Here is a 12,803-nt window from a genome sequence, read left to right on the forward strand (position 1 = left end):
TTCCTCGCAGCTCTTTTTTACATATATCTCTAAAATTCTTGATGAAGTGTGGTTAGTGCATGAGCAACTGTAGGATGATGGACAGGTGAATGCGCATCTTTTTCCCATATTTGTTTGAGTTGTGCTTTCACTTCGGGTTGCATAGAGGTGAATATGACTCTTTGATCATTTAAACGTGCGACGGATAAATAATCAGCAAAGATATCTCTGGCAGTCAAATCGATACTAGGGACACCTCGGAGTGAAAAAATAATACCTTTTCTACTGATAGCTTGATCGAGTTCCTTCTTTAGCTGGTTTGCTGACATAAAGAACAAAGGGCCGGTAATATAAATAACTGCCCAATCTGTGCCAGCTTCAGAGTAGGGAAGATCCATTCTGCGCCAATCAACTTCTTCTGTAGTAATAGAAATTTTAGCGCTTTTGGCGATGAAGAAAATACAGCCTAATATAATTCCAAGTACGATAGCAATGCTTAAATCAAAAATGATCGTACTAAGCATAGTCGCAAAGAAAAGCAGGATGGCAGTTCGGTTTTTTTGATGGAGCATCGTTTTTATAGTTGACCATTCGTGCATACGCCAGCTTGTCACAAGTAAAACACTTGCTAAAGCCGTCATAGGTATCTGAGACATGATTGGGGCAAAGAGGATCATTGATAAAAATAAGAAGAACGCATGAAAAATACCGGCTAAACGGGTTTGGGCCCCCGATTTGATAGCGACGCTTGTTCGTGCAATTGCAGCTGTTGCAGGAATACCGCCAAAAAAAGGTAAAATCATATTACCGATTCCTTGAGCCACTAATTCCTGATTGCTATCTAAATCTTTTCCGGTCATACGTCCAGCCGAGGCGCCGCAAAGTAAACTTTCGATCATTCCCAGCATTGCGATACTGACAGCCGGTAAAAATAATTGTTTGAGTAATGCAAAATTTAGTGTAGAGAAATGCAGGCGCTCTCCGGTGATTAAAGAAGTTGGTATTTTTCCAACTTTTGCGACGGGCAATTTAAAGATGATCGAAGCTAAGGTAGCCAAAATGATAGCGACTAATGAGGCAGGTAAAACGTGAGCCCACTTTTTAGGGTAGAAGATCAATAACAATAAGATAAGAAGACCTAACAGAAATGTCGGTAAATCGGGATTGAAGTTGGAATGATAGCTGAATAATCTCGTTAAGGCATTCTCTCCTACAGAAGTGGTTCCGAAGAAGTTATCGATTTGTCCTAAGGCAATAATGATTGCAATGCCGGATGTGAAACCTGTAATCACTGGTGCCGGGATAAATGAGGTGAGGTTTCCTAGCTTGAATAATCCAGCCAATAATAAAATAGCTCCAGCAATAAAAGTAGCGACCAAAACGCCGGATAAACCTTGAACAGCTATGATACCAGTAAGAATTGCTGCCATTGCGCCTGTCGGTCCAGAAATTTGATAAAACCCACCTGAAAGACTGCCTATAACAGTTCCTGCGATGATGGCAGTGATCATCCCGGCTGCTGCATCGGCTCCGCTGGAAACACCGAAAGCCAGAGCAAGGGGCAGGGCTACAGCGGCTACAGTTAATCCTGCCAATAGGTCCTTTTGGAACTTTTCTCTAGAATAATGTCTAAACTCTGATTGCAATAAATTCGTATAACGTTTGATTATAAAACACTCCTTTTTTAGATACGACAAAAGCCCGTAAAAAACGGGCTTTCAAAGAATAAGTAAAACCATCTTTTACTATAAAAGAGAAGGGATAAAAGTACAATGGTTTTCTTAAAATTTCTATGAAATAATCACTCCATTAAAGGCTTTTAGCAGAGATTCAGCTTTTTTTCACCACTTTTGATATACTTAAATCAAAAATAGGCACATGAGGAAGTGAATAAAATGGCAAAAGATGAATTGCAGCAGCATCTAGACAAGGGAAGATATGGCTCTCCACGAATTAATCCAGAAGAACAACGTAAATATCTTGGAACTTTTAGAGAACGTTGCTTTGTAAGTATGACGATCCGTGAGATGAAGAATAATCAAGATCGGCACTATTTAATTGAAGAAATTAAAAAGCATCCCGAAGGTAAATTGCTAATCAACGGGGCTGTACCAGATACACTCCAAAGTGAGTTTATCGGTTTGGCTTCAAAAAACGCAGCAGATTTTACAATTATCAATGATGCGACTGTCGAGGATGAAGAAAGTATTGGTGTTTTATTGGTCACGGATCATGCGGTGAACGAAGAGATCATCGATATCGAAAAAAAATATCCTTCAGAGACAACGCCTGAATCTGCTGAACCTAAGCAAAAGAAAAGCTTTTTTGGGCGCTTATTTGATTAAAGAAAATTAAGCAACTAATAATTACAGTTGACATTTTTCGAAAGTGTCGGTATTATACTGCTTGGGCACCCTTTTAGTAGGGTCAAGTGTTTAGTGAATTCATAGCTCCCTATTCAGATTGGATAGGGAGCTTTCTTTGTTTTTTCTAGACGTTTCCTGCAAATTAGTATATGAAGGAGTTTTTTCATTTATGACAAAGTATATTTTTGTAACTGGCGGCGTGGTTTCATCAATCGGCAAAGGGATCGTGGCAGCATCATTGGGTCGTTTGCTTAAAAATCGAGGATTGAAGGTTACGATTCAAAAATTTGATCCTTATATCAATGTCGATCCAGGTACGATGAGTCCTTACCAACACGGAGAAGTTTTTGTAACAGATGATGGTGCTGAAACGGACTTGGACTTGGGTCACTATGAACGTTTTATCGACATCAACTTGAATCAATACTCCAACGTAACGACAGGAAAAATCTATTCAGAAGTTATTCGTAAGGAACGTAAAGGCGAATATCTAGGTGCGACTGTCCAAGTAATTCCGCATATCACCAATGAAATCAAATCAAAGATCATGCGTGCAGCGAAGATGACAGATTCCGATGTGATCATTACAGAAGTCGGCGGAACGGTCGGTGATATCGAGTCCTTGCCATTCTTAGAAGCCTTACGCCAAATGAAGGCGGATGTCGGAGCAGACAATGTCATGTATATCCATACAACGCTGATCCCATACTTAAAAGCTGCTGGTGAAATGAAAACTAAACCAACACAACACAGTGTGAAGGAACTACGCGGATTAGGAATTCAACCAAATATTTTAGTTGTACGTACCGAACAACCTGTTTCTCAAGGAACGAAAAATAAATTAGCTCAATTCTGTGACGTGGCACCAGAAGCAGTCATTGAATCGCGTGACGTTGAAACACTTTATTCTATTCCACTTGCTTTGCAGGCACAAGGCATGGATCAAATCGTCTGCGATCATCTGAAAATTGATGCACCTGTTGCAAATATGACAGAATGGCGTGCTTTAGAAGAAAAAGTGTTGAATCTCAAGAAAAAAGTCAAGATTGCTTTAGTCGGAAAATACGTAGAATTACCAGATGCGTATATCTCTGTCGTAGAAGCATTGAAACATTCCGGTTTTGCTTTTGATTCAGATATCGAGATCGAGTGGATCCAATCACAAGAAGTGACCCGCGAAAATGTAGCAGAAAAAATTGGGGATGCAGATGGGATCTTAGTTCCTGGTGGCTTTGGCGATCGCGGAATCGAAGGGAAAATCGAAGCCATCCGATACGCTCGTGAAAATGATGTGCCTTTCTTGGGTATTTGTTTAGGAATGCAAATGGCCTGTGTTGAATTTGGTCGGAATGTTGCTGGCTTGGAAGATGCGAATTCAGCGGAAACTGTCCCTGACACAGCAAATAATATTATTGATTTGATGGCAGACCAAGAAAATATCGAAAACTTGGGTGGCACACTGCGTCTTGGCTTGTATCCTTGCAAACTGAAAAAAGGAACGACGACGGCAGCAGCATATGCAAATGAAGAAGTGATCCAAGAGCGTCACCGTCATCGTTATGAATTTAACAATCAATACCGTCAATTATTTGAGGATAAAGGACTTGTTTTCTCAGGTGTTTCTCCTGACAATCGTTTAGTTGAAATCGTTGAAATACCTGAAAATAAATTCTTTGTTGGGTGTCAATTCCATCCAGAATTAATCTCTCGTCCAAATCGTCCTCAACCATTAATCAAAGCGTTCGTTGGGGCATCATTGGAAAGCAAAGAAGCAAAATAGTAAATTTGACTGAAAAGTGGTTGCGCTTTTCAGTCTTTTTTACAAAAAAGTTGAAATGTAAAGGTTTTATCGGAAGGTTTGCAGTAGCAAAGATGACGAAACTTTGATAGAATTAACACGTTAGTTAAGCATGGCTTAACCAAATGTAAAATAGTAAAAACACTAGGAGGAATTTTTTATGCCAGTAGTATCAGGAGCAGAATTCTTGAAAGCAGCACGTAAAGGCGGATATGCAGTTGGTGGATTTAACACGAATAACTTAGAATGGACACAAGCTATTCTAAAAGCTGCAGAAGCTAAAAAAGCACCCGTTCTTATCCAAACTTCAATGGGCGCTGCAAAATACATGGGTGGCTACAAAGTTGCTAAAGACATCATCTGTAACTTAGTAGATTCAATGGGTATCACTGTACCAGTTGCAATCCACTTAGACCATGGTGACTACGAAGCTGCTTTGGAATGTATCGAAGTTGGCTATACTTCAATCATGTTTGATGGTTCTCATCTTCCATTTGAAGAAAACTTGAAATTGGCTAAAGACGTTGTTGAAAAAGCTCACGCTAAAGGAATCTCTGTAGAATGTGAAGTTGGTTCAATCGGTGGTGAAGAAGACGGAATCATCGGCGCTGGCGAATTAGCTGACGTGGACGAATGTGTACAAATGGTTGCTACAGGTATCGACTATTTAGCATGTGGTATCGGTAATATCCACGGTGTATACCCTGAAAACTGGAAAGGGTTAGCATTTGACCACTTACAAGAAATCGCGAATGCTGTAGGTTCTGATGTTCCTTTAGTATTACATGGTGGATCAGGTATTCCTCAAGAACAAATCCAAAAAGCAATCTCAATGGGCGTTTCTAAAGTGAACGTTAACACTGAATTCCAATTATCATTTGCTAAAGCAACTCGTGAATATATCGAAGCTGGTAAAGATAAAGAAGGAAAAGGCTTTGACCCTCGTAAATTGTTGGCACCAGGTGTTGCTGCAATCGTTAAAGACGCTGAAGAACATATCGACTGGTTCGGTTCAGCTAACAAAGCTTAATTTTTGATTCTTATGACCTCGAAGCATCTGCTTCGAGGTTTTTTTGTGTGAAAGAAATCATATAGAAAGTCGATATTTTAAGTAAAATAGTTATTTTATAACGTATTTTCTCTGCGGAAGGCAGGCCTGATTATTTTCTGTTGAATTTTGAGAATGCTTCCTTTTTATACAGTCAATAATATGCTAGAATGGATAATGGTCTATAAACTTCAAAATAATTAATTAGGTGAAAATACATGAAAAAAATCGAAATCCATGGCGGAAAGCCATTATCAGGTAATATAACGATCAGCGGTGCAAAAAACAGTGCAGTGGCACTTATTCCAGCAGCAATTATGGCAGACTCGCCAGTAACATTGGAAGGCGTGCCAGATATTCAAGATGTACACTCATTGATTGAAATCTTAGAAATTATGGGAGCAACGGTTTCTTTTGAAGACAATCGAATGGTCATTGATCCAAGTAATGTTGTTTCCATTCCAATGCCAAGTGGAAAAATCAATTCTTTGCGCGCTTCTTATTATTTTATGGGAGCGTTGGTAGGTAAATTTGGCGAAGCAGTGGTTGGACTTCCAGGGGGATGCTTCTTAGGCCCTCGTCCGATCGATCTGCATATCAAAGGGTTTGAAAGCTTGGGAGCGGATGTTTCGAATGAGCATGGCGTTATCTACTTGCGGACTGATGACGAAGGATTGAAGGGAGATCGCATCTTTATGGATGTGGTTTCTATTGGTGCGACAATCAATGTGATGTTAGCCGCAGTGAAAGCAAAAGGAAAAACAATCATTGAAAATGCAGCGAAAGAACCAGAGATCATTGATGTAGCGACATTATTGAACAATATGGGTGCGAAAATTCGTGGTGCAGGTACGGATGAAATTCGAATCGAAGGCGTCGAAGAGTTACATGGCTGCGTCCATTCAATTATTCCTGACCGAATCGAAGCGGGTACCTATTTAGCTTTGGCAGCTGCAATGGGTGAAGGTGTAACGGTTCATAACGTTATTTATGAACATATCGAAAGTTTTATTGCTAAATTGGAAGAAATCGGCGTTGAAATGAATATTTCTGAGGATAGCATTGATGTGCTTCCTTCTAAAAATTTAAAAACGGTGGATGTGACGACTTCGCCATATCCTGGTTTCGCAACGGATTTACAGCAGCCGTTGACGCCTCTATTGTTGAAAGCAAAAGGGACTTCTGAAATTATCGATACGATTTATTCAAAACGAGTGAATCATATTCCAGAATTAGTACGCATGGGAGCAGATGCCCGTGTGGAAGGCAACTTAATTGTTTTAAATGGACCTAGTAAGCTGCACGGTGCAGAAGTTGTTGCTTCTGATTTGCGTGCGGGGGCTTGTTTAGTTATCGCTGGATTAATGGCCGAAGGAAAAACTACGATCTTCAATGTAGAATACATTTTGCGCGGATATGATCATATTATTGAGAAACTGACGGCTCTTGGTGCAACTATCGAAATGATCGACGAGGAAGAGGCGGAATAATGAGCGATTATTTAACAATGGCGGAACTGGACAATAAGACGCTAAAAGAAATTTATGCTTATGCAAAAGACTTTAAAATTCCTTATTATAGTCAGATGAATAAAAAGGAATTGTCTTTAGCGGTTATCCGGGCACAGGCAGAAAAACAAGGCTTCTTTTACATGGAGGGAGTCTTAGATATCATCGGTCAAGACGGCTATGGCTTCTTGCGCCCAATCAACTATGGATCTAGTGCGGAGGATATCTATATTTCTTCTTCACAAATCCGTCGCTTCGGCTTGAGAAATGGTGATAAAGTGGCTGGTAAAGCCCGTCCGCCGAAAGAATCCGAACGTTATTATGGGTTGATGCATGTAGAAAGCGTGAATGGCAAAGATCCAGAAGAAGCCAAAGAACGCCCGCATTTTCCTGCGTTGACAGCACTTTATCCTGAGAAACAATTGGTTTTAGAAACGACTCCTGGTCGACTTTCTACCCGAATGATCGATATCTTCTCTCCCGTTGGATTTGGTCAGCGTGGATTGATCGTAGCGCCTCCAAAAGCGGGGAAAACAACGATTCTGAAAGAAATAGCGAATGGTATTACAGATAATCATCCTGACGTCGAATTGATTGTCTTACTAATTGATGAACGCCCAGAAGAAGTAACCGACTTGGAACGCAGCGTAAAAGGAGATGTGGTTTATTCGACCTTTGATCAGCAGCCGCAAAATCATACGCGTGTGTCTGAATTGGTATTAGAACGGGCAATGCGCTTAGTAGAAGACAAGCGAGATGTAGTGATCCTGATGGACAGTATCACGCGTTTAGCACGTGCGTATAACTTAGTCGTTCCACCGAGTGGTCGGACCTTAAGCGGAGGGATTGATCCGGCTGCACTGTACAAGCCGAAGAAGTTCTTTGGTGCAGCACGTAATATTGAAGAAGGCGGCAGTCTCACAATCTTAGCGACAGCATTGGTAGATACCGGCAGTCGTATGGACGATGTCATTTACGAAGAATTTAAAGGAACAGGGAACTTAGAGTTACAATTATCACGTGAGTTGTCCGAGCGTCGCATCTTCCCAGCCATCGATATCAAGAAATCTGGTACTCGTAAAGAAGAATTATTGATGAGTCCGGATCGTTTAGAAGAGATCTTCAAGCTGCGTAACAATATGACCGGAGATTCATTGGAATATACGTCTCAATTCGTGAATTTTATGAAGAAGACAAAGACGAACGAGGATGTTTTCAAAGCATTCAAAGATGTTTCCTTTGGTGGGAAAACACCGCGTAGAAATCAAAAAAGATAATTGCATTGTCGAATCATTCATGATAGTATATTCATGTTGCAAATTGCAAAAATAACTCTGAACCAGCAAATGATTCAGGGCAAAGGAGCGAAAAAAACTATGAAACAAGGAATTCATCCAGAATATCATCCAGTTGTGTTTATGGACTCAACTACAGGTTTCAAATTCTTGTCAGGTTCTACTAAATCTTCACAAGAAACAGTTGAATGGGAAGACGGAAACACTTACCCTGTAATCCGTGTCGAAGTTACTTCTGACTCTCATCCATTCTACACTGGACGTCAAAAGTTCACTCAAGCAGATGGACGTGTCGATCGTTTCAACAAAAAATACGGTCTCAAAGACGAAAACGCAGAAGAAAAATAAATTCTGTTCAATCAGACTTTGCGAGTTTCCCATTATGGGAAGCTCGTTTTTTTATATTTATTTTTCAGAAACAACGCTTTAATTGTTCTTTCTGAGAATTTCTGCTATGGTTTTTTTATAAATCATGTAGTCAGGAGATTCTAGTATGCAGAAGAAAAAATACGGGGTTCTTTTATGGTTTCTTTTAATGGTTTTATTTCCGGTGAGGGTGGATGCCTCATATCATGGACTGACAGTGGACCAGCAAAAAGAGAAGTTGGAATCATACAACGAATTTTATCAAGCGGCCTTTTCAGGAAAGGAAGAGACGACTGATTTTGGTATGTATAAGATTCCTGGCTTGTATAGTGCAAAAACACTTAGCTTGGAAACGAATGACCTTTCCGAGAGCCGAACGATGACACCACAAGGGATCGCCTTGACGGAAAAATATATTCTTATTTCGGCGTATAGTCATGATCATAAGAATCATTCAGTTATCTATATGCTGGATCGTCAAACGCATGAGTATTTGAAAACGGTTGTTTTGCCAGGAAAACCTCATTTGGGGGGCATTACGTATGATCCAAAGCATCAGCGTGTTTGGGTGACCACGGGCGGCCTTTTTGCAGGGTTATCTTCTATTGACTTAAAAGAATTAGAAGACTATCGAATGCAAGCGGGGCAAGTGGTCTCTTACCATCAGCAAATTTCGTTAAAAGAGGTATCTCACGCTTCCGCAGTCACCTATACTTCAGGGGTATTGGTTGTCGGCTATTTTACGCTAGATGAATATGGACGGATGGCGACGTATCGTTTGGACAATCAAGGGGAATTGACGATTGATTCTCACGAGAAGGTTTCTAGTTTTGACCAAGGAAATCAAAAGAGGTCTGGAGTAACGCCTGTTCCTTCCTCAGAGTTTGCCCGTTCGTTGGGTTCATGGAAAACGCTGGATATGATTCAAGGAATGACTTTTTACAAAGATTATCTAGTGATGTCTCAATCGTGGGGGCCGGATCGGCCTGGAAAAATATATTTTTTTAACTTAGATAAGGTAGATAATTTTTTCTCTATTAAGGATGCCGCATCTGAGATGGATACACCGCCGTATATCGAACAGATAACGGCAAATAAGGACCAGCTTTTTGCGGTATTTGAGGGAGGTGCGTGGCCGTATCGCACAAGAAATCCGGTCTTGGTGGATCATGTCATTCAGTTGGACATTCCTCAGTTATTATCAAAGAAAGAATAAATGAGTCGGCACATTCTAGAATATTAGGCTAAAGGGGTTCCTTAAAGGTGGAATCCCTTTTTATATTAGGAAGTATGAAACCTGTTTCAAATCGTGAAACGAGTTGAGTTGTAAGCGGTATCTATTTCATTTTAAAAGGGTGCCTCGTATACTAAACACATCATAAAAAGAGGGAGATAAAAAAATGAAAGCGAAAATCATGGATAGCATGCAGAAATTTTCGAAAGCGATGTTTGTTCCAGTTCTGATCTTGCCAATAGCGGGTATTTTGATCGCCATTGGGAATGTTTTTACCAATCCGCGACTGATTGAAACGTTTAGTTTTTTAGATAATCCGATTACTATGGGATTCGGAAGTATTTTATCGGCGGCGTTATTGCCTGTATTGACAAATCTTGGTGTCATTTTCTGTGTAGGAATCGCATTAGGGTTGGCAAATAAGAAAAAAGCGGAAGCCGCGTTTACTGCATTACTTGGTTATTTAGTGTTTCTCTACGCGATGAATAAATTTATGGAATTACGGGAAATGCTCGTGGCACCGGATCAATTGCAGGGTTCAGGGCAAGCTTTAGTATTGGGTGTTCAGGTGCTGGACATGGGCGTGTTTCTTGGAATTATTCTTGGGATCGTCGTAGCGTTGATCCACAACCGATTTATTGATACGACATTCAATAATGCGTTTCAAGTATATGGCGGCGCGCGATTCGTCTTTATTGTTTTAATTCCCGTCTTGGTTGTAGCTGCCATCGTATTTTCCTTTGTGTGGCCTGTCATTCAGCAAGGAATCGATGGATTAGGCGGTGTGATTCAACGGACAGGGAACTTTGGTATCTTCCTCTATGGAACCTTGGAACGTTTGCTGATACCGACTGGACTGCATCATTTAGTCTATACCCCATTTTTATATACATCTCTTGGCGGTGTGGCTGAAGTTGGTGGACAAGTATTCGAAGGAGCACGAAATATTTATTTTGCTGAAATTGCCGATCCAGCGGTTCGCGTCCTTTCACAAAGCGTGATTTGGGATGCACGGGGTATTTCAAAAATGTTTGGATTGATTGGCGCGTGTCTAGCCATGTATCAAACAGCGAAGCCAGAAAATAAATTTAAGGTAAAAGCGATCCTGATTCCTGCCGTAGTCACATCATTTATTGCTGGAGTGACAGAGCCGATTGAATTTTCGTTTATGTTTGTCGCACCATTACTATTTGTGATCCATTCAGCTTTAAGCGGTCTAAGCATGGTAGCATTAAATATTTTTGGCTCTCGAGCAATCGGTCCAAATGGTTTTATTGACTTTTTACTATATAACATTCCTTTAGGAACAGAGAAAACCCGTTGGCCCATCTATCTTCTCGTGGGAGTCGCCTTTTTCTTTATCTATTACTTCCTATTCCGTTTCTTGATTCTTAAGTTCAATTTCAAGACTGTTGGACGGGAAGACAATGAGCAAGAAACAAAGCTGTATTCGAAAAAGGAATACAACGATAAAAAAGCGGCTATACCCGCAAATGGTGCGATGGCTGTTACGGCTTCTGAGGACACACTCTCCGAAAAAATCGTTGAAGGTTTAGGCGGCGCGGACAACATCAAAACGATCGATAATTGTTATACTCGCCTGCGATTGAAGCTGGCAAAACCGGAACTTGTGGATGAAGGCTTATTGAAGAATCAGACACAGGCAAAAGGTGTGATCAGCAACGGAGAGAATGTGCACGTAGTTTATGGATTGACCGTTCCCCAGGTTCGGGAAAAACTTGAAAAATACTTAGGCAGAGAAAATAAAGGAGACGAGTGATAATGAAAAAATTTTCAGTAGTGATTGCGGGCGGAGGGAGCACCTTTACTCCAGGAATCATCATGATGATGTTAGATAATTTAGAACGCTTCCCATTAAAGAAATTGAAATTGTATGACAATGATGGCGACCGCCAGGGGATACTTGGAGAAGCGTTAGAAATTCTATTAAAAGAACAGGCACCGGAAATTGAGTTTTCCTATACGACAGATCCAGAAGTGGCATTTTCTGATGTGGACTTTTGTATGGCTCATATTCGCGTAGGGAAATATGCGATGCGGGAAAAAGATGAAAAGGTCCCGTTGCGTCACGGGGTATTTGGTCAAGAAACCTGCGGACCTGGAGGGATCGCCTATGGTATGCGGAGTATCACGGGAATGTTGGAGATCATCGACTATATGGAAAAATATTCTCCAGACTGTTGGATGCTGAATTATTCGAATCCAGCCGCTATCGTAGCTGAAGCTTGCCGCGTTATGAGACCAGAATCAAAGGTTCTTAATATTTGTGATATGCCCGTAGGAACACTGAGACGGATGTCGCAAATCATTGGTAAGGCTCCCGAGGAATTAGAAGTTCGTTATTTTGGCTTAAATCATTTTGGCTGGTGGACCAGTGTTAAGGATACGGAGGGCCATGAATACATTGACCAAATCCGGAACTATGTCTCTGAGCATGGGTATTTGACTCAAATCGAGGTAGACACCCAACACACCGATCCAAGCTGGCAAGAGACCCATAAGAAAGCGAAAGATATCTTAGCGGTAACACCAGACTATTTACCAAACACGTATTTAAAATATTATTTGTATCCCGACTACGTATTCGAACACATGAAGGATCATCCTGAATTTACTCGTGCAAATGAAGTCATGCAAGGACGAGAGAAAACGGTGTTTGATCACGCGCAACAAATCATTGCGAAGGGAACAGCAGAAGGTATCGCCTTCGACATCGATGCCCACGCAACATTTATCGTAGATTTAGCCCGTGCAATTGCCTTCAACACTCATGAGCGCATGGTAATGATTGTTGAGAATAATGGTGCGATTGCCAATTTTCCTGATGACGCGATGGTGGAAGTTCCATGTATTGTTGGAACAGATGGACCCGAAGCATTGACCCAGGGGAAAATCCCAGCCTTTCAACAAGCGATGATGTTCCAGCAAGTCACGGTTGAAAAATTAGTCGTTGAGGCTTATGTAGAAAATAGTTATCAAAAAATGTGGCAAGCGTTGACTTTATCGAAGACAGTACCTAGTGCTCAAGTAGCGAAGGAATTACTGGATGATTTAATCATTGAAAATGCAGGTACTTGGCCGGAGTTGCACTAATTTTAAAGGATCTAACAGCAATGAGGGATAGATGCGTTGTTGTTAGGTTCTTTTTTTTCATCAGGAGGGGAAAAGTGGGGACTGGAGGAAGCATC

The 12,803-nt window shown here is 40.9% G+C and carries 10 protein-coding genes; 9 read left to right on the forward strand and 1 reads right to left on the reverse strand.

Annotated features, from left to right (window positions below; all coding sequences use genetic code 11):
• Window positions 1-29 precede the first annotated feature (29 nt).
• Window positions 30-1,649: a SulP family inorganic anion transporter gene (locus I592_RS06105; RefSeq protein ID WP_044926468.1), complete on the reverse strand. Its 1,620-nt coding sequence runs from the start codon at window positions 1,647-1,649 to the stop codon at window positions 30-32.
• A 225-nt stretch (window positions 1,650-1,874) separates the two neighbouring features.
• Here I592_RS06105 and I592_RS06110 point away from each other — a divergent pair, with 225 nt between their 5' ends.
• The 9 genes from I592_RS06110 to I592_RS06150 all read left to right on the forward strand — a co-directional run bounded on the left by I592_RS06110 (window position 1,875) and on the right by I592_RS06150 (window position 12,708).
• The gene (locus I592_RS06110; protein ID WP_010781088.1) at window positions 1,875-2,324 is read left to right on the forward strand and encodes a YueI family protein; all 450 of its coding nucleotides are present in this window, start codon (window positions 1,875-1,877) and stop codon (window positions 2,322-2,324) included.
• Window positions 2,325-2,514: 190 nt separating this feature from the next.
• Window positions 2,515-4,125, forward strand: a complete 1,611-nt coding sequence (locus tag I592_RS06115) for a CTP synthase (RefSeq protein WP_010781087.1) — start codon at window positions 2,515-2,517, stop codon at window positions 4,123-4,125.
• 178 nt (window positions 4,126-4,303) lie between these two features.
• The gene (locus I592_RS06120; protein ID WP_010781086.1) at window positions 4,304-5,173 is read left to right on the forward strand and encodes a class II fructose-bisphosphate aldolase; all 870 of its coding nucleotides are present in this window, start codon (window positions 4,304-4,306) and stop codon (window positions 5,171-5,173) included.
• Between the two features lie 236 nt (window positions 5,174-5,409).
• Complete coding sequence (locus tag I592_RS06125; RefSeq protein ID WP_010781085.1) at window positions 5,410-6,681, forward strand: UDP-N-acetylglucosamine 1-carboxyvinyltransferase; 1,272 nt, start codon at window positions 5,410-5,412, stop codon at window positions 6,679-6,681.
• On the forward strand, window positions 6,681-7,976 hold the full coding sequence (rho, locus tag I592_RS06130) for a transcription termination factor Rho (RefSeq protein WP_010781084.1): 1,296 nt from the start codon (window positions 6,681-6,683) through the stop codon (window positions 7,974-7,976). Before I592_RS06125 ends, rho begins: the two co-directional genes overlap by 1 nt.
• A gap of 99 nt (window positions 7,977-8,075) precedes the next feature.
• A complete protein-coding gene (locus I592_RS06135; RefSeq protein WP_010781083.1) occupies window positions 8,076-8,342 on the forward strand; it encodes a type B 50S ribosomal protein L31 in 267 nt (88 codons plus the stop codon).
• A gap of 145 nt (window positions 8,343-8,487) precedes the next feature.
• A complete protein-coding gene (locus I592_RS06140) occupies window positions 8,488-9,576 on the forward strand; it encodes a YncE family protein (protein WP_010781082.1) in 1,089 nt (362 codons plus the stop codon).
• Window positions 9,577-9,760: 184 nt separating this feature from the next.
• Complete coding sequence (locus I592_RS06145) at window positions 9,761-11,374, forward strand: PTS transporter subunit EIIC (protein ID WP_010781081.1); 1,614 nt, start codon at window positions 9,761-9,763, stop codon at window positions 11,372-11,374.
• Window positions 11,375-11,376: 2 nt separating this feature from the next.
• Window positions 11,377-12,708 carry a 6-phospho-alpha-glucosidase gene (locus tag I592_RS06150; protein ID WP_010781080.1) on the forward strand — a complete coding sequence of 444 codons (1,332 nt, stop codon included), beginning with the start codon at window positions 11,377-11,379 and terminating at the stop codon, window positions 12,706-12,708.
• Window positions 12,709-12,803 lie beyond the last annotated feature (95 nt).

It is taken from the genome of Enterococcus gilvus ATCC BAA-350, assembly GCF_000407545.1.
Classification (GTDB): Bacteria; Bacillota; Bacilli; order Lactobacillales; family Enterococcaceae; genus Enterococcus_A; species Enterococcus_A gilvus.